Origin of the sequence: Kitasatospora sp. NPDC086791, assembly GCF_040685975.1 — a bacterium.
Classification (GTDB): domain Bacteria; phylum Actinomycetota; class Actinomycetes; order Streptomycetales; family Streptomycetaceae; genus Kitasatospora.
Genome location: NZ_JBFBOC010000032.1, coordinates 32,568 through 54,252 on the forward strand (window position 1 = coordinate 32,568; position 21,685 = coordinate 54,252).

The following is a 21,685-nucleotide window of genomic DNA, read 5'->3' on the forward strand; positions in this document are numbered from 1 at the left end:
ATGACGAACGTGACGAAAGACGAGGAGGCGTAGCCGTGGACATCGACATGAGTGCCCTGCGCACGCTGGTCAACGAGAAGAACATCCCCTTCGACCTGCTGGTCGAGTCCATCGAGTCAGCCCTCCTCACCGCGTACCACCGCACCGAGGGCTCGCGCCGCCGCGCCCGGGTGCACCTGGACCGCAAGAGCGGCCACGTCACCGTGTGGGCCATGGAGGACCCGACGGAGCTGGACGAGGGCGTCGAGCCGAAGGAGTTCGACGACACCCCGAACGGCTTCGGCCGGATCGCGTCCAGCATCGGCATCCAGGTGATGATGCAGCGCCTGCGCGACGCCGCCGACGACCAGACCTTCGGCGAGTACGCGGGCAAGGAGGGCGACATCGTCACCGGTGTCGTCCAGCAGGGCAACGACCCGAAGAGCGTGCTGGTCGACATCGGCAAGCTGGAGGCCATCCTGCCGCCGCAGGAGCAGGTCCCGGGCGAGGACTACCGGCACGGCACCCGGCTGAAGTGCTACGTGGTGGCGGTCCGCCGCGGGGTCCGCGGGGCCTCGGTGACGCTGTCGCGCACCCACCCGAACCTGGTGAAGAAGCTCTTCGCGCTGGAGGTCCCGGAGATCGCGGACGGCAGCGTGGAGATCGCCGCCATCGCCCGCGAGGCCGGCCACCGCACCAAGATCGCGGTCTGGTCGCGTCGGGCCGGGCTGAACGCCAAGGGCGCCTGCATCGGTCCGATGGGCGCCCGGGTGCGCGCGGTGATGGGCGAGCTGCACGGCGAGAAGATCGACATCGTCGACTGGTCGGAGGACCCCCGGGAGATGGTCGCCGCGGCGCTGTCCCCCGCGCGGGTGACCAGCGTGGAGATCGTGGACGCCGCCCAGCGTTCCGCCCGGGTGATCGTGCCGGACTACCAGCTGTCGCTGGCGATCGGCAAGGAGGGGCAGAACGCCCGCCTGGCCGCCCGCCTCACCGGCTGGCGGATCGACATCCGGCCGGACACCGAGGGTCAGTCCGAGGACGACGGCCGCCCCCAGTAGGAGAAATGGGTGGCGAACGGCCGGTGGTCGGTGTTGTCGTAGTCGTCCCCGCGGGTCCCCCGGGATCAGCGGGGCGGCGCCATGTCGCTTCGGAGGGGTAGACTTGCCTTCGTCTGGCCGGACGCACGTCCGAGCACGCCCGGAACGCACCTGCGTGGGCTGCCGCAAGCGCGCGGCCAAGCACCAGCTGTTGCGTGTCACGGCGGTCGAGGGCGAGTGCGTCCCCGATCCACGTGGCGCACTGCCGGGCCGGGGAGCTCACCTGCACCCCGATCCGGCCTGCCTCGACCTCGCGGTCCGCCGCCGGGCGTTCCCCCGGGCCTTCCGGCTCCAGGGCGCGCTCGACACGGAGCGGCTCCGCGGGTTCATCGGGGAGCGGACGGACGGAGCCTGCTAGCCGGGCCGCCTTCCGCGACGGCCGCCGCTCCACGCGGCGGAGAACCACCGCAACAAGCACAGCGCGCGGGCAGCCGCGCGCCGTGCACCAGTCAGGTACCTCGCGATGTGGAAGTAGGTCGAGATTGCGATGAGCACTCGATGAGTACGCGATGAGTACGCGATGGGTACGCCCATGAAGTAGCGACAGTCCGGCGGACGAGACCCCCGGACTCATAGACAGGAGTGAAGTGGCTAAGGTCCGGGTTTACGAACTCGCCAAGGAGCTCGGCTTGGAGAGCAAGGCCGTCATGGCCAAGCTCACCGAGCTCGGGGAGTTCGTCCGTTCGGCGTCCTCGACGATCGAGGCGCCGGTCGTGCGCAAGTTGACTGACGCGCTTGGTGTGGCCCCCACTGGTGGTTCCGCTGCCAAGCCGGGCCCGCGGAAGTCCGCGGCGCCCTCCCCCGCCGGCTCGGGTGCCCCGAAGCCGGGTGCCCCGACCCCGGGTCCGCGCCCCAGCGCGACCCCTGGTCCCCGTCCGACCCCGGCCGTGAGCCAGGCCGCCGGATCGGTTCCCGCCGCTCCGGCCGCCGCGGCGCCGGCCGCCCCCGCCGCCCCGCGTCCGGGCGCGCCGACTCCGGGCCCGCGCCCGGCCGCGCGTCCCGCCGCCCCGGCGGCCCCGGCCGCGCCCGCGGCCGAGTTCTCCTCGCCGGCTCCGGCCGGTGCCGACGCCCCGCGTCCGGCCGCCCAGGCCCCGCGCCCGAGCGGTCAGGCCTCCGGCGGCGCCCGTCCGGGCCCGCGTCCGGCCGGCCCGCGTCCGGGCAACAACCCGTTCACCTCGGGCAGCGCCACCGGCATGGGTCGCCCCGGCGACCGCCGCCAGGGCGCGCCGGCCGGCGATCGTCCGCGTCCGGGCGGCGCCCAGGGCGCTGGTGCGCCGCGTCCGGGTGGCGATCGTCCGCGTCCGGGTGGTGCGCCGGGTGCCGGTGCGCCGCGTCCGGGTGGCGACCGTCCGCGTCCGGGTGGTGCGCCGGGTGCCGGTGCGCCGCGTCCGGGTGGCGACCGTCCGCGTCCGGGTGGTGCGCCGGGTGCCGGTGCCCCCCGTCCGGGTGGCGCCCCGCGTCCCGACGGCATGCCGCGTCCGGCCGCGCCGCGTCCCGGCGGGCCGACCCCGTCCGGCATGCCGCGTCCGAACCCGGGCATGATGCCGCAGCGTCCGGCCGGCCCGCGTCCGGGTCCGGGTGGCCGCGGTCCGGGTGGCCCCGGTGGCCGTCCGGGTGGTGCGCCGGGTGGCGCCCGTCCGGGCTTCCAGGGTCGTCCGGCCGGTCCGGGCTCGCGTCCGGCCGGTGGCGGCGGCTTCGGCGGTCCGCGTCCCGGTGGCGGTGCCCCGGGTGGTGGCGGCGGCTTCGGCCCCCGTCCCGGCGGCTTCGGCGGTCGTCCCGGTGGCCCGGGTGCCCGTGGTGGCACGCAGGGTGCCTTCGGTCGTGGCCCGGGCGGTCGCCCGGCGCGCGGTCGCAAGTCGAAGCGGGCGAAGCGCCAGGAGTACGAGGCCATGCAGGCCCCGTCCGTCGGCGGTGTGATGCTCCCTCGCGGCAACGGCCAGACCGTTCGCCTGTCGAGCGGCGCCTCGCTGATGGACTTCGCGGAGAAGATCAACGCCAACCCGGCCGCGCTCGTCTCCGTCATGTTCAACCTGGGTGAGATGGTCACCGCGACCCAGTCGGTCTCCGACGCCACGCTGCAGCTGCTGGCGGACGAGATGGGCTTCGTCCTGGAGATCGTCAGCCGGGACGACGAGGACCGCGAGCTGCTGGAGTCGTTCGACATCGACTTCGGTGCCAACGAGGGCGACGAGGACCAGCTGGCTCCGCGCCCGCCGGTCGTCACCGTCATGGGTCACGTCGACCACGGTAAGACCCGCCTGCTGGACGCGATCCGCAAGTCCAACGTGGTGGCCGGCGAGGCCGGTGGCATCACCCAGCACATCGGTGCCTACCAGGTCGCGACGATGGTGAACGGCGAAGAGCGCCCGATCACCTTCCTCGACACCCCGGGTCACGAGGCGTTCTCCGCCATGCGTGCCCGTGGTGCCAAGTCCACCGACATCGCGATCCTGGTGGTCGCGGCCAACGACGGTGTCATGCCGCAGACGGTCGAGGCGCTGAACCACGCCAAGGCCGCGGGTGTGCCGATCGTGGTCGCCGTCAACAAGATCGACGTCGAGGGCGCCGACCCGACCAAGGTCCGCGGTCAGCTGACCGAGTTCGGTCTGGTGGCCGAGGAGTACGGCGGCGACACCATGTTCGTCGACATCTCCGCGCGCCAGGGTCTGAACATCGACCAGCTGCTGGAGGCCGTGGTCCTGACCGCGGACGCCTCGCTCGACCTGCGGGCCAACCCCGAGCAGGACGCGCAGGGTATCGCCATCGAGGCGCACCTGGACAAGGGCCGCGGCGCCATGGCGACCGTGCTCGTGCAGCGCGGTACCCTCCGCGTCGGCGACTCGATCGTCGTGGGCGACGCCTACGGCCGCGTCCGCGCGATGCTGGACGAGAACGGCAACAGCCTCGCCGAGGCCGGCCCGTCCCGCCCGGTGCTGCTGCTCGGTCTGACCTCGGTGCCCCGCGCCGGCGACAGCTTCATCGTCGTCGACGAGGACCGCACCGCCCGTCAGATCGCCGAGAAGCGCTCGGCCCGCGACCGCAACGCTGCCTTCGCGCAGCGTCGGGTCCGGGTGTCCCTGGAGGACCTGGACAAGGCCATCGCCGCCGGCTCCATCGAGCAGCTCAACCTCATCATCAAGGGTGACGTCTCCGGTTCGGTCGAGGCCCTGGAGGACGCCCTCGTCAAGCTGGACGTGGGCGAGGAGGTCGAGCTCCGGGTCCTGCACCGCGGTGTGGGTGCCATCACCGAGTCCGACGTGGACCTGGCGATGGGCTCGGACGCCATCATCATCGGCTTCAACGTGCGCGCGGAGGGTCGTGCGCGCGCCGCGGCCGACAAGGAAGGCGTGGACGTCCGGTACTACTCGGTCATCTACCAGGCGATCGAGGAGATCGAGAACGCCCTCAAGGGCATGCTCAAGCCGGAGTACGAGGAGGTTCGCCTCGGCTCCGCGGAGATCCGCGAGGTGTTCCGCTCCTCCAAGTTCGGCAACATCGCCGGTGTGCTGGTCCGCGAGGGCCTGCTGCGCCGCAACGCCAAGGCCCGCCTCATCCGCGACGGCAAGGTCGTGGCGGAGAGCCTCACCATCGAGGGTCTGCGCCGCTTCAAGGACGACGCGACCGAGGTCCGCGAGGGCTTCGAGGCCGGTGTCACGCTCGGGTCGTTCAACGACATCAAGGTCGACGACGTCATCGAGACCTACGAGATGCGCGAGAAGCCGCGCGCGTAAGCGAGTGGTGTCCGGGGCCGGTCGACGGGTGGTATTTCCGTCGACCGGCCCCGGTCTCGCTGTGTAGGGTCCGGGGTAGTCAGACGCAGCGGCGTCAGCCCGGTCACGGGCTGCCCCCCCGAGGCCTTCCAGGTCGGCTAGACCTGTCACACATGTTCGTGGGAACACTCACCTTCGACCTGCTCCTGGGCGACGTCCACTCGCTCAAGGAGAAGCGTTCGATCGTGCGGCCGATCGTGGCCGAACTGCAGCGCAAGTACAGCGTGTGCGCTGCCGAGACCGGGAACCAGGACCTGCACCGCCGGGCCGAGATCGGCCTCGCGGTGGTCTCCGGCGAGGCCGGGTACGTCACCGAGGTCCTGGACAGCTGTGAGCGGCTGGTCGCCGGCCGCCCCGAGGTACAGCTCCTCTCCGCGAGGCGGCGGTACCACAACGACGACGACGAATGAGAGCTGTGGAGCCGGTCGACGGAAGTCGCCGTTCTCACACGGATCAGGACCGAGAGCGCCCGCAAGGCCGGGCGCGGGCCGGTACTTTGGGGCGTGGGCCCCGACGGGTGCGCAGCTCACCCGGGTACCGGGCCCATTGCACGAGGAGGCAACGTGACCGACACCGCAAGGGCGCGAAAGCTCGCCGACCGCATCCAGGTGGTCGTCGCCCAGACCCTGGAACGGCGGATCAAGGACCCGCGACTGGGGTTCGTGACCATCACCGACACCCGGGTGACCGGCGACCTGCGCGAGGCCACCGTCTTCTACACCGTCTTCGGTGACGAGACCGAGCGCGAGGCCACGGCCGCCGCGCTGGAGAGCGCCAAGGGCGTGATCCGTTCCGAGGTCGGCAAGATCGGGGTGCGCTTCACCCCGACGCTGACCTTCGTCGCGGACGCGCTGCCGGACAACGCCCGGAACATCGACGACCTGCTCGACCGGGCCCGGCACTCCGACGCCGAGGTGCGCACGCAGGCCGCCGGGGCGACCTACGCCGGCGACGCGGACCCGTACCGGGTCCCGGCGTCCGAGCGTGACGACGAGGACGAGTAGTCATGGCGGGTGAGCCGGCGCAGGCCGCCTCGCGAGCCGGATCGACCACGGGGGCGTCCTCCACCAGCACGGTGGAGGGTGCCCTCGCGGCGCTCCCGGGGCCGCGCGCCGAGGAGAGCGGGTTCGAGCTGCTCTGGCAGCAGGTGGTGGCGGAGATCGGGCGGGCCGGCTCGATCGACCTGATCTGCCACATCTGCCCGGACGGCGACGCGTTGGGCTCTTCGCTGGCGGCCGCGCTGGCGCTGCGGGCGCTCGGCAAGCAGGTGCGGGTCTCCTTCGGGGACGACCCGCAGATCGTGCCCGAGTCGCTGGCCTTCCTGCCCGGGCAGGAGCTGATCGTGCCGGCCGCCGAGGTGCCGGACGTGCCCGAGCTGGTGCTCTGCTTCGACGTGGCCGCGGAGAGCCGGCTCGGCCTGCTGCACGCCAAGGCCTTCGCCGCGCCCGTCCTGGTGGTGATCGACCACCACGCCTCGAACCCGGGCTTCGGCACCCACCAGCTGATCGACCCGACCGCGCCGGCCACCGCCGTGCTGGTCGACGAACTGCTGCGCCGGCTCGGCGTCGAGCTCGACCGGGACCTGGCCACCTGCCTCTACACCGGCGTCGCCACCGACACCGGCTCGTTCAAGTACCGGGCCACCACGCCGGCCACCCACGAACTCGCCGGCCGGCTGCTGGCCACCGGCATCCGGCACGACCTGATCTCCCGACAGCTGTGGGACACCTCCTCCTTCGGCTACCTCAAGGTGCTCGCGGGCGCGCTCGACCGGGCCGTCTACGAGCCGGAGGCGGCCGGCGGCCTCGGCCTGGTGTGGACCTGGGTGCCGTACCAGGACCTGGCGCTGTTCAGCGTCACGGTCGAGGAGATCGAGGGCCTGATCGACATCGTGCGCCGCCCGGCCGAGGCCGAGGTGGCGCTGGTGCTCAAGCAGGACCCGGACGGCACGCTGCGCGGCTCCTCGCGCGCCAAGGGCGCGGTGGACGTCGCCGCGGCCTGCGCCGAACTGGGCGGCGGGGGCCACGTCTACGCGGCCGGATTCAGCGTCCGGGGGGACGTGGCCGCGGTGGTCGAGCGGTTCCGGGCCGCCCTGCGGCCGGTACGGTGATCAGCTCCTGACGTCTTCCGACGTCCACGTCTTCCGACGTTTTCGACGTTTTCAGAGAAAGAACGCGATGAAGCGCAAAGGCACCGGCCCGGACGGCCTGGTGATCGTCGACAAGCCCGAGGGCATCACCTCCCACGGGGTCGTCGCCAAGCTGCGGTGGCTGGCCGGGACCCGGAAGGTCGGGCACGCCGGCACGCTGGACCCGATGGCCACCGGCGTGCTGGTGATCGGGGTCGAGCGGGCCACCCGGCTGCTCGGCCACCTGATGCTCACCGCCAAGACCTACGAGGCGACCATCCGGCTCGGCCAGACCACGGTCACCGACGACCGGGAGGGCGAGGTCACCGCCTCGACCCCGGCCGACGCCGTCACCCGGGAGGCGATCGACGCCGGGATCGCGGCGCTCACCGGCGAGATCATGCAGGTGCCGTCCAAGGTCAGCGCGATCAAGATCGACGGCAAGCGCTCGTACGCGCGGGTGCGCGAGGGCGAGGACTTCGAACTCGCGGCCCGGCCGACCACGATCCACTCCTTCACCGTGCACGGGCAGCGCGCGGCGGTCGCCGAGGACGGCACGCCGGTGATCGACCTGGACGTGACCGTCGAGTGCTCCTCCGGCACCTACATCCGGGCGCTGGCCCGGGACCTGGGCGCCGGGCTGGGTGTCGGCGGACACCTGACCGCGCTGCGGCGCACCAAGGTTGGGCCGTACTCGGTGGAGTCGGCGCACACCCTGGAGCAGCTGGAGGCCGCGGTCACCGGCGAGGCCGCTGAGGGGCTGCAGGTGCTGCCGATCGCCGAGGCCGCGGCGGCCGCCTTCCCGCGCTGGGACCTGGACGAGGCCTCGGCGCAGAAGCTGTCGCACGGTTCCCGGCTGAAGGCGCCCGGGCTGGGCGTGGACGGGCCGATCGCCGTGTTCGGGCCGGACGGGCGCTTCCTCGCCCTGGTCGAGGAGAAGGGCGGGCAGGCGAAGCCGGTCGCGGTCTTCGTCGGCTGACGGCCCCGCAGCGTCACCCGGAACCCCCGTCGGGAAATCCCCCCGACGGGGGTTCCGGCGTTCCCGGGGCCCCTTCACCCGTACCGGGAGGATCACCCGGACGAGGGAGCGCACGGGGTGAACGCCCGTGGTGAGCGGCGCGGGCGCGGTCGGGGCGCCGCCCCGGCGGGCAGGCTCCCGGCGGTGAGCGAGCGACGGTCGAGGGGGCACAGATGTCGGGGTTTCCGGACGGCGATCCGGGGCGGTACCTGCTGCGGATCCGCGATCTCAACGGGCGGCTGCACGGCTTAGGGTTCGTCGCCGACCCGCAGGGCGGGGTGCTCACCGCGCACGAGAGCGTGGCCGGGCTGGACCGGGTCGTCCTGCACACCCCCGGCGGGCAGACCCGGGTGCTCGGCCCGGACGCCGTCCTGCCGCTGCCGGAGCACGGGCTCGCGCTGCTGCGCACCGACGCGGTCGGCGGGCTGCCGGTGCCGCCGCTGCCGGTGGCCACGGTCGGGGGCGGGCACCAGGTGCTGCTGCCCGCGCTGAGCGGCGAGGACGGCCGGGCCGTCGCGCTGCGCTGCGGACTGCTCGGGGTCACCGGCGCCGGGTACGGCGGGCACCGGCTGGGCGGTGTGCTGCTGCTGGACGTGCCGGTGGTCGGGGGCGTCACGGTGCCGGCCGGCTCGCCGGTGCTGGACGCCCGCAGCGGCGCGGTGATCGGGCTGGCCGCACCCGCCGTCCGGGGGCCGCGGCACGGCGGGGCGCTGCCGGCGGTGGGGGTCGGCGGCGGTGCGGTGGAGGTCGCCGAGGCACTGGCCGGGTTGCTGGCGCGCAACGCGGCGGCGGTGCCCGGGTACGGGTCGGCGCTCAACCTGGCCGGGGTGCTGCGGCTGACCGCGGCCGCCCTGGCGGCCGCCGGGGCCGGACCGGGGCGGGTGGCCGGGCTGGCGGCCGACCGGGTGGACCGGCCGGACGGCCTGACCGGGGACGAGCCGGCCGCGACCGTCACCGTGCTGGTCGGCGCCCCCGGCAGCGGCCGCTCCACCGAGCTGGCCGCGCTGGCCGTCCGCCGCTCCGGCGGCGCCCGGCCGCGGCCCACCCTCTGGCTGCGCGGCGCCGACCTGCGGGCCGAGGACCGCTCGCTCGCCGACCCGGTGGAGCGGGCGCTGGCCGCGGCGGCCGCCGAGCTGGGCACCCCGGCGCCCGCGCCGGAGCCGGTGGCGGCGCTGTGCGCGGCCGCCGGGCGACCGCTGCTGATCGTGCTGGACGGCCCGGAGGAGGCCCCGGCGCGGCTGGACGCGGGCTGGCTGCGCGGCGCCGGGCAATGGCTGACCGGCTGCGGGGCGCGGCTGCTGACCGCCTGCGGCGAGGAGCTCTGGGAGCGGCTCCCGGCCGAGACCTGGGGGAGCGGCACGGCGGGTGCGGGCCGCGCGGAGCAGCCGCACCCGGACGGCGACCTGAGCAGCGCCCCCACCGTGCGGATGGACGGCGGCGGGTCGGGCGGGCCGAGCCTGGCCGGGCACCGGCTCGGGCCGCTGCCGGCCGAGGCCGCCGAGCGGGTGCGCCGCCGGTACGGGCTGCCGCCCGGCCACCCGGTCGCCGCCGAGGACGCCCGGCACCCGCTGGCCGTCCGGCTGGCCGGGGAGCTGTGGGCCGAGGGGCTGCGCGACGGGCCGGTGCGCCGGGGCGAGCTGTTCGGCGCCTTCCTGGACCTGCGCTGCCTGCGGGTGGCCCAGCGGCTGGCGGAGGACGGCCGGCCGCGCCGCCCGGGCGCGCACCGCAAGGGCGCCGGTCGCCCCGGGGGACCGCGCCACCGGCGGGTGCGCCGCTTCGCGGCGGCGGTGGCCGGCCGGGTCCACGAGGCGGCCCGGCGGATGCTCGGCAGCGAGCCGGGCGGGTTGGACCGGGCCGCCTTCGAGGAGCTGTTCCCGGTCGACGGCGGCTGGGCCGCGGCGGTGCTCGCCGAGGGGCTGTTCGTCCCCGCCGGGCCCGGATTCCGGTTCGCGCACGGGGAGTTCGCGGACTGGCTGCAGGGCCTGCACCTGGACCTGGACGGGGCGCTGCGGCTGTTGCTCGGCGAGGCCGCGGACACGCCCCCCGGGCCCGTCGGCGGCCCGGCCGGGCCCGGCCGGACCACCGGGGCGAACCCCGTCCCCCGGCACCGGATCGGCCCGGTCGCCGCCGCGCTGCGCCGGGTGGCCGAGACCTGGGGAGCGCCCGCCCTGGACCCGTGGCTGCACCGGATCTGGCGCGCGCTGGACCTGCGCCCGCCCGGCAGCGAACCCTCCTGGTGGGCGGGGCGGCTGCTCACCGCGGGCCTGGCCGCCAGCCCCGACCCGGCCGAACACCGGTCACTGCTGGACCAGTTGGCCGGCCGAATCGCCGAACGGGCCGCTGCGGCAGGTGGGGCCGGGGAGTTCCGGGCGGTCGGGCTGGAACGCTTCGGACCGGCGTTCTGGACCGGCCTCGGCCTGCCGGTCGAGGCCGAACTCGCCCTGCTGCGCCGCCTGGTGGTCGCCGACGGCCCCGGGCAGCGCTTCCTCGTCGCGGTGGTCGAGCGGCTGCGCAACGACCCGGTCGCGGTGTTCCCGTTGCTCTGCGCCTGGTTCGACGACCCGCGCGGCCTGCCGGGCCGCTCCGGCCCCGGCGGGTGTCACACCGTCGCCGACCTCGCGCACGAGCTGCTGCACGCCCACCGGTGGCTCGCCCTCGACGAGTTGGCCGACGCGCTGGCCGACGCCGCGCACCCGAGGGCCGACGCGCTGCTCACCGTGCTCGCCGTCGAGGAACCGTCCGCGCTCTGCCGCGCGGTGGACCGCTGGAGCCACGACCGGCGGCCCGAGCGGCACGTCGCGGCCGCCGTGCACGCGCTGCGGACCGCCCCGTACGCGACCGGCGCCGGGGCCGACCTGCTGCGCTTCGCCGCGCTGACCCTGCTCTCCCGCGAGGACGAGCCCGGCCTGCACGGCGCGGCGCTGGCCCTACTGGTCGCCGACCCGGCGACCCGGGCCGAGCACCTCCCGGCCGCGCTCGCCCTGCACCGGGCGGGCGGCGACGCCTTCCTCACCCCGCGGGCGCTCGCCCCGGCGCTGGAGAGCGACCCGGAGCCCGTCCTGGCCGCGCTCGCCGACGGGCTGGCGGCGCCCGGACCGGTCACCGCCGAGACGCTGCGGGTGCTGGCCGACGCCACCGCCCCGGCGGCCGTCCGGCGGGGCGCCGAACTGGCCGCCCGGCTGCTGCGCGCGCACCCGGGGGCGGCCGGCCCGGTCGCGGTCGACTACCTCGGCCGCCGGCTGGCGGGCGCCGCGTCCGTCGGCCCGGCCGACCGGCCGGAGCTGCTGGGGCTGCTCGGGGCCGCGTCGGCCGTCGGTGCGGCGGCGGTCCGGCGGCCGTTCGCCGAGGCGCTGTCCGTCCCGGTGGCCGACCCGGCGGCGGACGCGCTGCGCTGCGAGCTGCTGGACGCCTTGCTCGCCAGCGAGACCGACCCGGCGGTGCTGACCGCCGCCGTGGAGCGGCTGGCCGAGCACTGCGCGGCCGAGGCGCCCGCCCGGGCCCGTGCCGTGCTGGCCAGGGCGGCCGCCGCGCTGCCGGGCGCCGACGACCTGCTGGTGCGCTGCGCCGGACGCTCCGCGGCCTTCGCCCGGTTGCTCGTCCGGTGGCCCCGGGACGCCGCCCCGGCCGCGCCGGACGGCCCCCGGCTGGCCCGGATGCGGGCCCTGGCGGCGGCCGGCCGGGACCCGCAGTACGCCGCCGCCGAGGCGGAGCGGACCGCGTCCGAGCGGGTCGTACGGCCGCCGGTGCGCCCAACCCGTATTCCGGTGCCTGAGCCGGGGCAGGCGCATGGCACGCTATAGGGGTTCGGGTTTTGAGCGTTTGAGCGTACAGAGGGTACGCACCGTACGGAACAAGGAGCGGTCAGGTGCAGCGCTGGTGTGGCCTGGAGGAGATCCCCGGTGACTGGGGACGCAGCGTCGTCACCATCGGCTCGTTCGACGGGGTGCACCGCGGGCATCAGCTGATCATCGGGCAGGCGGTCGAGCGGGCCCGCGAACTCGGCCTCCCCGCGGTCGTGGTGACCTTCGACCCGCACCCGCGCGAGGTCATCCGCCCGGGCAGCCACCCGCCGCTGCTCGCGCCGCACCCGCGGCGGGCCGAGCTGATCGCGGAGCTCGGCGTGGACGCGGTGCTGGTGCTGCCGTTCACCACCGAGTTCTCCCAGGAGTCCCCGGAGACCTTCGTCCGGCAGGTGCTGGTGGACGCGCTGCACGCGCGGGTCGTCATCGAGGGCCCCAACTTCCGCTTCGGGCACCGGGCCGCCGGGGACGTCGCGCTGCTCACCGAGCTGGGCCGGGCGGACGACTTCGCGGTCGAGGTGGTCGACCTGCAGGTGTGCGGCACGGCCGGGGACGGCGAGCCGTTCTCCTCCAGCCTGACCCGCCGGCTGGTCGAGGCCGGGGACATGGCCGGCGCGGGCGAGGTGCTGGGCCGCCCGCACCGGGTCGAGGGCGAGGTGGTGCGCGGCGCGCAGCGCGGCCGCGAGCTGGGCTACCCGACCGCCAACGTCGACACCGTGCCGCACAGCGCGATCCCGGCCGACGGCGTGTACGCGGGCTGGCTGACCGTCGTAAGGAACGGGCCCCTCCTGCCCGAGGGCGGGCAGGGAGGGAGGATGCCGGCGGCGATCTCGGTCGGCACCAACCCGACCTTCGGCGGCACCGCCCGCACCGTCGAGGCGTACGCGATCGACCGGGTCGGCCTGGACCTGTACGGGATGCACGTCGCGGTGGACTTCCTGGCCTACCTGCGCGGGATGGAGAAGTTCGACTCCATCGAGGCGCTGCTGGACCGGATGGCCGACGACGTCAAGCGCGCCCGTGAGCTGACCGACGGGGTCTGAGCCCCGGAGGACGCCGGAAGTCGCCGCAGGACGCGGAAAGGGCCCGCCGTCGGCGGGCCCTTTCCGTCTCGTCACTGCTGGGGTGCCTGCGGCGGGTAGCCGTAGCCCGGCGGCGGGGGCTGGTAGCCGTTCGGCCCGGCGGGCGGGGCGGGTACCGGCGGCGGTCCCGCCGGGTAGCCGTAGCCGGGGCCCGGCTGCGGAGCGCCCGGCTGCGGCGGATAGCCGTACGCGACCGGGGGCGGCGGCGCCTGGCCCGGCTGCGGCGCCCAGGGTGCGCCGGGGGCGGGCTGCGGGGCCTGCCCGACCTGGCCCGGGTAGGGCTGCGGCGGCTGCGTGGCCTGCGGCTGCTGCCAGACGGGCTGCTGGGCGGCGGCCTGCTGGGCCCGGGCGATGTCCTCGCCGACCAGGGTGGCCAGCTCGAAGTAGGCCTCGCGGACCTTGGGCCGCATCATGTCGAGGTTGACCTCGGCGCCGGCCGCCAGGCTCTCGTCGAACGGCACCACGACGACGCCGCGGCAGCGGGTCTGGAAGTGCGCGACGATGTCCTCGACCTTGATCATCTTGCTGGTCTCGCGCACCCCGGAGACCACCGTGATGCTGCGCTGCACCAGGTCCGCGTAGCCGTGCGCGGAGAGCCAGTCCAGGGTGGTCGAGGCGCTGGAGGCGCCGTCCACGCTGGGGGTGGAGACGATGATCAGCTGGTCGGCCAGGTCCAGCACCCCGCGCATCGCGCTGTACAGCAGGCCGGTGCCGGAGTCGGTCAGGATGATCGGGTACTGGCGACCCAGCACCTCGATGACCTGGCGGTAGTCCGAGTCGTCGAAGGTGGTGGAGACCGCCGGGTCGACGTCGTTCGCCAGGATCTCCAGACCCGAGTTCAGGTCCTGCGAGGTGAACTGACGGATGTCCATGTAGCTGCGCAGGTGCGGGATGGCCGTCACCAGGTCGCGGATGGTCGCACCGGTCTGGCGCTTCACCCGGCGGCCCAGGGTGCCCGCGTCCGGGTTGGCGTCGATCGCGATCACCTTGTCCTGGCGCTCGCTGGCCAGGGTCGCGCCGAGCGCGGTGGTGGTCGTGGTCTTGCCGACCCCGCCCTTGAGGCTGATCACGGCGATCCGGTAGCAGCTCATCACCGGGGTGCGGATGATCTCCAGCTTGCGGGCCTTCTCGGCCGCCGCGGCCTTGCCGCCGAACTGGAACCGGGGCTGCTGGCGCTGCTGCTTGGGCTGGCTGCGCAGCAGCCGGTCCGAGGACAGCTCGACGGCGGCGGTGTAGCCGAGCGGCGCGCCGTTCGCGGTCTGCTGCGGGGCGGCGGCCTGCTGGAACGCGGCGGGCTGCGGCTGCGGGGCCTGCGGCTGCTGCCAGGGCTGCGCGGGGCCCGGCTGCTGTGCCTGCGGCGGCGGGACGGGCCGACCGGGCAGTGGCTGTCCGGGCAGCGGCGGGCCCGCCGGGGGCTGGGCCGGTGGCGGGTACGCGGCGGGCTGCGGCCAGCCGCCCTGGCGCGGGTCAACCGGGCCTGGCTGCGGGGCCGGCAGCGGCTGCTGCTGGACGGCGGGGGCCTGCTGGGCGGCCGCCGCCTGCTGGGCCGCCCACGCGGCCTGCGGGTTCCAGGCGGCCTGCTGGTCCTGCGGGCCGTGCGGGGCCTGCGGATGCTGCGGCGGGACGGGCAGGGCGGGCGGCTGCGGGTAGGACTGCGGCGGAACGGGCTGGGCCGGCTGCGCGGGCGCCGGGGCCGCCGGGTACGGCTGGGGCGCGGGCTGCTGCGCCAAGGCCTCCGGCGTCGGCCAGGCCGGGGCGGCCGGCTGCGGCTGCTCGGGGACGGCGGTGGGGGCCGGGACGGGGGCGGCCGCCGGGGAGGGCATCGGGAACGGGACGTGCTGGGCCCCGGCCGGCGCGGGCTGCTCCGGCGCGACGGGCGCGGGCGCCGGGGCGGCGGGCGGCACGGCGGCGGGCGGGCCGACCGGCGAGGCCTCGACTGCCCGAGCAGGAGCCGGAGCCGGAGCGGCCACCGGAGCCTGCGCCTCGGCCGGAACCTGCGCCGCCTTCGGAGCAACCGGGGCAACCGGAGCCCCCGCCACCTTCGGACCGGGCGCGGGCGCGGCGGCCGACCCGGCGGGCGGGCTCACCCGAGCCTCCGTCGAAGCCGCCGGAGCCTCCGTCTGCACGTACCAGGACGGGGGAGTGTAGTCAGGCGCGTCCGACCAGTCGTCGTCGTCCTCCGCCGCGTTGTCGCCGACGTAGACGCCGTCCCGATCGCTGCTCACTCTGGCTCCCTCGTGTTCGCCGCCGCTTGTTCAGCGGTGCCGTTGCCGCATCAAAGACTAGGCCGTACGGCAGCCCTGGTAGAAGGCGGCTTCGGTTCCGCGGCGGCCCGCCGGGTGCGGCGAGCCGCCGCTCAGTCCATCCGGCGCGGGCCGCCGAGCACCTGCTGCTCGGCCTGTCCGGCCACCGTCCGCACGTACTGACGCCGCATCCGGGTCGCCCACAGGGTGAGGTCGTCGCCGAGGGTGGGCAGCGTGGCCACGTCCTCCGCCGGGAGCGACAGCACCCGGCCGGTCAGCTCCGCCTCCTGCGGGGAGATCCGCTGCACGCCGACCAGGTCGGCGGAGTTGAGCACCCGGGCGGCGTTCGGGCCCAGGTACGGCAGCAGCGTCAGGGTGGTCTGCCACGGCGCGGCGGAGAGCCGGCTGCGCGGCGGCCGGGCGCCGAGGTCGCGCACCACCAGCACCGGCGAGGCCACCGAGGCACCCTGCGGGCCGAGTCGGCCGACCTGGTGGACCGTCACGCACGGCTGCCCGCCGCCGGCGGCCTGCGCCATCGGACCCCACAGCTGTCCGCGGGCGGTCTCCACCACGACCCGGGCGCCGATCGCGGCCGCCCGCAGCGCGATGACCTGCGCCGTCCACACCCCGCCGACCAGCACCAGGTCGTACGCGCCGGGGCGGAACAGGCCGAGCACGGCGGGCAGTCCCTGCGGGTCGACGCCGATGACCACGCCGTCGTCGCCGACCGGGAAGGCCAGAGCGGCCAGGTCGGCCGCTTCGAGCACGTGCTTCTCCCGGCGCGGCCCGCGCAGCCCGAAGCCGGGCAGGATCCGCGGCCGGGCCCGCCGCCGCTCGGCGCCGGGCTGCTGCCCGAGGGCCGGATAGGTCTGGTACGCCATCAGGACGTTCCTCCCAGCGGCAGGGTGGCGAGCATGCCGGGGGCTTGCTCCAGGTCGAGCCGGACGAGGCCGAGGCCGGCGCTCTGCGCCCGGCCCTCCACCAGGCGGCCGACCTGGCCGACCTCGCTCTCGCTGCGCCCGGTCACCCGCAGGTGCCCGCTGACGGTCACGGAGCCGCCGGCGCCGTGACCGACGGTCAGGCTGAAGGTGCTGGCCAGGGCCGGGGAGCCGGTGATCAGGTTGACCAGGTCCGGCGCGGCGATCCGGCCGGGCGAGCCGCCGGGGCGGCTGAGCTGCGGCCAGCGGGAGATCCAGTAGGTGGTGTGCCAGCGGTCGTCGATCCGCCAGAACCGGCCGCCCTCCTGGGTGCGGCGGGTGGTGCCGCCGCCGCTGCCGGTGCCCTGGCGGCCGGCCACCGCGATCGGGTTGGCGCAGGCGGAGACGGACAGGGCGGCGATCAGCTCGCGCTCGTCCAGCACGGTCGCGTTGAACCCGGCGCTGTTCAGCCGGCCCGCCAGCTGGTCGGTCACCCGCTGCAGCGCCTTGCGGGCGCCCTCCTCGCCGCCGCCGCGGGCGCGCACGGCGGTCGCCGCGCGCTCCGGGTCGAGCTTGAGGGCGATCCAGGTCAGCCGCAGCCCGGGGGTGGAGGTGCCGTCCGGCAGTTCGCGGTAGGCGCGGGCGGCCAGCGACTGCTCGGGCAGGTGCGGGGCCGGGGCGGGTTGGGTGTGCTGGACCAGCTGCACCGACTCCAGGGTGATGTCGTCCACCGTGAGCGCCGAGCAGACCACGTCCAGCGGCAGCGGCAGCGCGGTGCGCACCGGGCGCAGCGGCTGGTCCTTGGCCTGGACGAGCAGCACCGAGCTGAGGAAGGTGCCGTCGCCGACCATGCCGGTCTCCCGGCGCACCGGGCGGCCGCCGAACTCGGCCTCGGTGGCGTGGGTGCAGGTGCGCAGCCCCGGTTCGAGCTCCAGCGCCGGCGCCAGCGCCGGGTCGGTGCCGGCCGGCGGCGGCAGCGTACCGGCCCGCTTGCGGCGGGACTTGAGGGCGGAGCGCACCCGCAGCAGCTCGGGGACGGTCCGGCCGCGCACCGGGACGACGGCGAGCAGGAGCAGCACCAGCGCGACCGCACCGAAACCGGCCGCCACCGGGCGGCTGATCGTCCAGCCGACCGCGACCAGCGCGGCCGCGACCTCGACCAGGACGAGCTGTTGGAGCTTCAACCGGCCGCCGAGCAGCCCGGGTCGGGGATTGATCCGGACCTGGACGGAACCGCCGCCGTCCGGGTGCGGCCGTGCACCTGCGGTCTCCGCCTCGACGGCCGGGCCGCCCTGCTGCGCCCGTCCGGACCGGCGCGGTCCGCCGCCGCCCGTGCTGCGCCGGCGTCCTGGAGCGGTCTGGTTCGGCATCCCCCGATGGCCCTCTCTGATGGGTTGTCGCGGCCCGGCTGGCTGGTTCGCGGACCGTACCCGTACCGTACTCACCGTCTGCTGCCGCATCGTAGAGGGTTCGCACCGGTTCGCGCCCGGCGGGTGGACCACGGGGCAGGGCGGTCGGACCGGGTCCGGCAACGTCCGACAACGTCTGACGAGGGGGACGACGAGGATGGCATCGCGTCGGGACGAGCTCAACGCCTACACCTTCGCCCGCAAGCGAACGGTGGGGGCCTTCCTGCTGCCCGCCGGCGGCGGGAGCGACGAGGACGCGCCGCGTCCGGTGAAGGCGGTGCTGCCGAGCATCCTGGTCGGCGCGGTGGCGGTGGCCGGGTTCGGGGTCTGGGGGGTGTTCAAGCCCAGTGCGCCGCTGAAGTGGGACGACGGCAAGAACGTCATCCAGGGCAAGCAGTCGACCACCCGGTACGTGGTGCTGACCGATCCGGACGGCCGGACCAAGCGGTTGCACCAGGTGCTCAACATGTCCTCGGCGCGGCTGGTGCTGCCCGCCGAGGCCAAGGTCGTGGTGGTCGACGACGGGGTGCTCGACCGGTACCCCAACCACGGTCCGACCATCGGCATCCCGTACGCGCCGGACAAGTTGCCGACCAAGGACAACGCGAGCCGGCCGATGAAGTGGGCGGTCTGCGACCGCCCGGGCTCGGACGAGAAGCAGGAGACCGTCAACCAGGCGGTGTTCGTGGCGGCCGGCCAGGACGCGCAGGCGCTCGCGGCCAAGGACCGGGTGCTCGGCCCGGACCAGCTGATGCTGGTGCAGCAGGCGGACGAGCAGCAGGTGTCCGCCGCCCCGGCGCCCGGCCAGCAGGTGGCCTCGGGCGCGAAGGTCTACCTGGTCGACGCGCAGGGCCGCAGGCACGAGATCGGCGGCCCGCAGTCGGACGACAAGGAGCGCACCTCGCTGATCACCGCGGTCTTCGGGCCCAACGCGGTGCCGCAGCGGGTCAAGCGGGACTGGCTGGAGACCCTGGTGAACGGCACCCCGATCACCTTCCCGCAGGTCCAGGGGGTGGCCGACACCGCGAACCCCAACTCCAGCGTGGCGCTGGGGAACGCGGCCGACCACCGGATCGGCCGGCTGGTGCACTACCAGGACCGCAACTACGTGGTCGGCAAGGACCAGCTCTACCTGGTCACCCCGTTCCAGGCGGAGCTGATCCGGCAGAACCCGGCGTACCAGATGCTCTACAAGTACGACCAGGACAAGAAGCCGCGCAACGACGAGATGACCCCGCTGGACCACTCCTCGCTGCGCAGCGAGACCCCGCTGCCGGGCACCGCGGCCGACTGGCCGGTGAAGTCCGGTGCGCCGGTGAACAACTGGCAGGACCGCCAGGACGCCCGCCTGGTCGTCTGCAGCACCTTCGACGGTGTCGCCGAGGACGGCAGGACGCCCAAGCGCAGTGTCTGGGCCGGGACTTCGTACCCCGCGGCGTACAACAACGGCGCCGGGGCGGCCTACGTGACGCCGGGTCACGGCCTGTTCTACCGGGCGCTGGACAACACCACCGGCGGCTCGGGCACCGACTTCCTGATCACCGAGACCGGTCTGCGCTACGCCGTTCCGGCGAACGGCGACGGCGGCCGCGGTGCCACCCCCGCGCCGGGTGCGCAGCCCGGCCAGAGCGGTGCCCCGAAGGCCTCGGTCCCGCAGCCGGGAGCCCCGAACCAGGGGGCCCCGGGCCCGGGTTCGCCGAACCCGGGCGCGCCGGACCAGCAGTCGGGTCAGCAAGCAGGTCAGCAGCCGGGCCAGCAGTCCGGCCCGCAGCAGGACGAACCCGGCGGGAACCAGGCACGGTTGGGCTACCCGGGGATCCAGCCGCTGCCGGTGCCGAAGGAGTGGTCGGACCTGGTTCCGGCCGGTCCGCCGCTGACCGCGAAGAGCGCCGCGCAGCCGCAGAACGCCTGACCGGCCAAGCGCGGCAACGGAATTGGCCGCAGTGTCATGGTCTGGTAACTGCCCGATGATCGGTGTTGGGTGAGCTGCGTGTGCCGACTACAGTGCTGGTGGGCATCACACGGGTGATGTGGCGGGCGGGCTCTCGGGGGCCCTCCGTGTACACAATGTTTTCTCATGGGGGACGGTGGAGCATGGCTCAGGGTCAGTTCACGATGACGGCTCAGGAGATGCTGGCTTTCGCCAATCAGATCGAGCAGGCCATCGGCAAGATCGAGGCCGAGCGGGTCAAGCTGAACGGCACGGTCACCGGGATCGTCGGCGGCTGGCAGGGGCAGGCGGCGACCGCCTACACCAACCTGCAGAACAGGGTCAACGGGGACATCGCGTCGCTCAAGGAGGCGCTCGCCGCGATCAAGCACGCGATCGAGCAGACCACCAAGCACTACGCGAGCACCGAGGAAGAGCAGAAGGCGATGTTCGCCGACACCCAGGCCTGATCGCCGAACCCGCGCTGATCACCGGTCCGTTCCGAACCGCCGCTCGGCGGGGTGCCCGCCACTGACCGCGGGCCGCTCCGCATCCTCGTCAAGGGAGAAAACGTGTCCGACCACATCCTCGTCAACTTCGAGACCGTTCACAACGCCGCCGAGGAGGTCAAGGCCTCGGCCGGCCGCATCGAGCAGACGCTGAACGACCTGAGGAAGGACGTCACCCGCATCGCCCAGAGCTGGCAGGGCAAGGCCCAGGAGGGCTACAACGTCCAGCAGGCCAAGTGGGACTCGTCCGCCAACGACCTGCACACGGCCTGCATGCAGATCGCGTCCTCGCTGGAGAACGCCGCGCAGAGCTACCGGACCACCGAGGACAGCAACGCCAAGCTCTGGCAGCACTGACCGGGCGTTCCCGGGCGGGAACGACAGGGGCGGGTACCCGGATTCCGGGCACCCGCCCTTCGGTGCGCGGCAAGGGTGGACGACATGAGGGGTGGCAGGGTGTCCGGACGCGGGTCCCGGAAGACGGCCGCGGCACTGGCCGTGCTCGCGGTGCTGGGCGGCCCGCTCGCCGCCCCCGCGCACGCCGACGGCGGGCCCGGGCTGGCCGCCGCGGGCGACTGCCCCAAGAACGCGCCCGACGTGCAGACCGTGCCGTGGTCGCTGCAGCGCCTGCTGCTGGACGAGCTGTGGCAGGGCGGCCGGACCACGGGCAAGGGCGTGAAGGTCGCGGTCATCGACACCGGGGTCGACCGGAACAACCCGCAGCTGGCCGGCCAGGTCCCGGCCGTCGACCCCAGGACCGACCCGACCGGCAACCAGCTGGTCGACAAGGTCCAGGAGGGGCCCAACCTGCTGGTCAACCGGGAGACCAAGGAGCCGATCCCCGGCAGGTCCACCGAGGACCCGGTCGGTCACGGCACCAAGGTGGCCGGGATCATCGCGGCCCGCCGGAGCGACCGCACCGGCTTCGTCGGGCTGGCCCCCGACGCCCAGATCCTCTCGATCCGGCAGAACGACAGCGACGGCAACGGCGACGTGTCCACGCTGGTGCGGGCCATCCACGAGGCGGTCGCGGCCAAGGCCAGGGTCATCAACATCTCCCAGGACGTGCGCGGGGCGGGGGACGCCCGCTTCGGCGGCTACCAGGAGCTGAAGGCCGAGATCGAGAACGCCGAGAAGGCCGGCGCCGTGGTGGTCGCCTCCACCGGGAACGACGGCAAGGAGGGCGACACCTATCCGGGCGCCTTCCCGACCGTGCTGGCCGTCGGCGCCTCCGACCGCAACAACGAGCGTGCTCCGTTCTCCCAGTACGGCTCCTTCGTGAAGGTCGCCGCGCCCGGCGTCGACATGCTGTCCACCGTGCCCGGGAGCGGCCAGTGCGTGGACAACGGCACCAGCTTCGCCGCTCCGTACGTCTCCGGGCTCGCCGCGCTGCTGATCGGCGCCCACCCGGCCTGGAACCCGGCCCAGGTGCGGGCCTGGATCGAGCAGACCGCCCAGCGCACCCAGCGCGACCCGGACGTCTTCGTCGGCTGGGGTGTGGTGGACCCGGTCAAGGCCGTCACCAAGGCCCCCGACGTCGCGCCGGCGGCCGCCGTCCCGGACGCCCCGGTGCAGCTCGCCTCCGCGCCGATCGTGCCGCGTCCGGTCGGGCTCGGCGAGACCCAGGCCGACCGCGACGGCCGCACCGCGACGTACGTCCTCGGGGTCGGCGCGCTGCTGGTCGCCCTGCTGATCGGCGGCGGCGTGGTGCTGCGCGACCACCGGCGCAAGTCCGCCGACCGACCAGCCGACTGACCCGCCGGAAATCTCCGCCGGAACGGCTGTAACACCGCCGCCCGC

General features: G+C 74.9%; 16 protein-coding genes. 13 read left to right on the forward strand and 3 right to left on the reverse strand.

The window, feature by feature from the left end:
* The first annotated feature begins 35 nt into the window (after nt 1–35).
* The 9 genes from nusA (at nt 36) to AB0Q99_RS28840 (ending at nt 12,838) form a co-directional block, all read left to right on the forward strand.
* Nucleotides 36–1,040: a transcription termination factor NusA gene (gene nusA / locus AB0Q99_RS28800; protein WP_363576491.1), complete on the forward strand. Its 1,005-nt coding sequence runs from the start codon at nt 36–38 to the stop codon at nt 1,038–1,040.
* Nucleotides 1,041–1,194: 154 nt separating this feature from the next.
* Nucleotides 1,195–1,437, forward strand: a complete 243-nt coding sequence (locus tag AB0Q99_RS28805; RefSeq protein WP_363576492.1) for a YlxR family protein — start codon at nt 1,195–1,197, stop codon at nt 1,435–1,437.
* A gap of 229 nt (nt 1,438–1,666) precedes the next feature.
* Nucleotides 1,667–4,810, forward strand: a complete 3,144-nt coding sequence (infB, locus tag AB0Q99_RS28810) for a translation initiation factor IF-2 (RefSeq protein WP_363576493.1) — start codon at nt 1,667–1,669, stop codon at nt 4,808–4,810.
* A gap of 152 nt (nt 4,811–4,962) precedes the next feature.
* Nucleotides 4,963–5,259, forward strand: a complete 297-nt coding sequence (locus AB0Q99_RS28815; protein ID WP_030289887.1) for a DUF503 domain-containing protein — start codon at nt 4,963–4,965, stop codon at nt 5,257–5,259.
* 153 nt (nt 5,260–5,412) lie between these two features.
* Nucleotides 5,413–5,853: a 30S ribosome-binding factor RbfA gene (gene rbfA / locus AB0Q99_RS28820; RefSeq protein ID WP_360263300.1), complete on the forward strand. Its 441-nt coding sequence runs from the start codon at nt 5,413–5,415 to the stop codon at nt 5,851–5,853.
* Nucleotides 5,854–5,855: 2 nt separating this feature from the next.
* Nucleotides 5,856–6,959 carry a bifunctional oligoribonuclease/PAP phosphatase NrnA gene (locus AB0Q99_RS28825; protein WP_363576494.1) on the forward strand — a complete coding sequence of 368 codons (1,104 nt, stop codon included), beginning with the start codon at nt 5,856–5,858 and terminating at the stop codon, nt 6,957–6,959.
* Between the two features lie 67 nt (nt 6,960–7,026).
* Nucleotides 7,027–7,956, forward strand: coding sequence for a tRNA pseudouridine(55) synthase TruB (gene truB / locus AB0Q99_RS28830; protein WP_363576495.1), 930 nt, complete (start codon nt 7,027–7,029; stop codon nt 7,954–7,956).
* 212 nt (nt 7,957–8,168) lie between these two features.
* Nucleotides 8,169–11,795 (forward strand): serine protease, encoded by a 3,627-nt coding sequence (locus AB0Q99_RS28835; RefSeq protein WP_363576496.1) that lies wholly within the window; start codon nt 8,169–8,171, stop codon nt 11,793–11,795.
* 65 nt (nt 11,796–11,860) lie between these two features.
* On the forward strand, nt 11,861–12,838 hold the full coding sequence (locus AB0Q99_RS28840; protein ID WP_363576497.1) for a bifunctional riboflavin kinase/FAD synthetase: 978 nt from the start codon (nt 11,861–11,863) through the stop codon (nt 12,836–12,838).
* Nucleotides 12,839–12,909: 71 nt separating this feature from the next.
* Here AB0Q99_RS28840 and AB0Q99_RS28845 read toward each other — a convergent pair whose 3' ends face one another.
* From AB0Q99_RS28845 to eccE, 3 genes are all read right to left on the reverse strand, one after another.
* Nucleotides 12,910–15,102 carry a MinD/ParA family protein gene (locus AB0Q99_RS28845; RefSeq protein ID WP_363576498.1) on the reverse strand — a complete coding sequence of 731 codons (2,193 nt, stop codon included), beginning with the start codon at nt 15,100–15,102 and terminating at the stop codon, nt 12,910–12,912.
* A 131-nt stretch (nt 15,103–15,233) separates the two neighbouring features.
* Nucleotides 15,234–16,001 (reverse strand): hypothetical protein, encoded by a 768-nt coding sequence (locus tag AB0Q99_RS28850; protein WP_363576499.1) that lies wholly within the window; start codon nt 15,999–16,001, stop codon nt 15,234–15,236.
* On the reverse strand, nt 16,001–17,407 hold the full coding sequence (gene eccE / locus AB0Q99_RS28855) for a type VII secretion protein EccE (RefSeq protein WP_363576500.1): 1,407 nt from the start codon (nt 17,405–17,407) through the stop codon (nt 16,001–16,003). Before eccE ends, AB0Q99_RS28850 begins: the two co-directional genes overlap by 1 nt.
* 196 nt (nt 17,408–17,603) lie before the next feature.
* Between eccE and AB0Q99_RS28860 the strand changes: the two genes are divergently transcribed.
* The 4 genes from AB0Q99_RS28860 (at nt 17,604) to AB0Q99_RS28875 (ending at nt 21,640) form a co-directional block, all read left to right on the forward strand.
* Nucleotides 17,604–19,358: a type VII secretion protein EccB gene (locus tag AB0Q99_RS28860; protein ID WP_363576501.1), complete on the forward strand. Its 1,755-nt coding sequence runs from the start codon at nt 17,604–17,606 to the stop codon at nt 19,356–19,358.
* Between the two features lie 182 nt (nt 19,359–19,540).
* A complete protein-coding gene (locus tag AB0Q99_RS28865; protein WP_363576502.1) occupies nt 19,541–19,846 on the forward strand; it encodes a WXG100 family type VII secretion target in 306 nt (101 codons plus the stop codon).
* A gap of 102 nt (nt 19,847–19,948) precedes the next feature.
* Nucleotides 19,949–20,242, forward strand: coding sequence for a WXG100 family type VII secretion target (locus tag AB0Q99_RS28870; protein WP_363576503.1), 294 nt, complete (start codon nt 19,949–19,951; stop codon nt 20,240–20,242).
* Between the two features lie 99 nt (nt 20,243–20,341).
* Complete coding sequence (locus AB0Q99_RS28875) at nt 20,342–21,640, forward strand: S8 family serine peptidase (protein ID WP_363576504.1); 1,299 nt, start codon at nt 20,342–20,344, stop codon at nt 21,638–21,640.
* Nucleotides 21,641–21,685 lie beyond the last annotated feature (45 nt).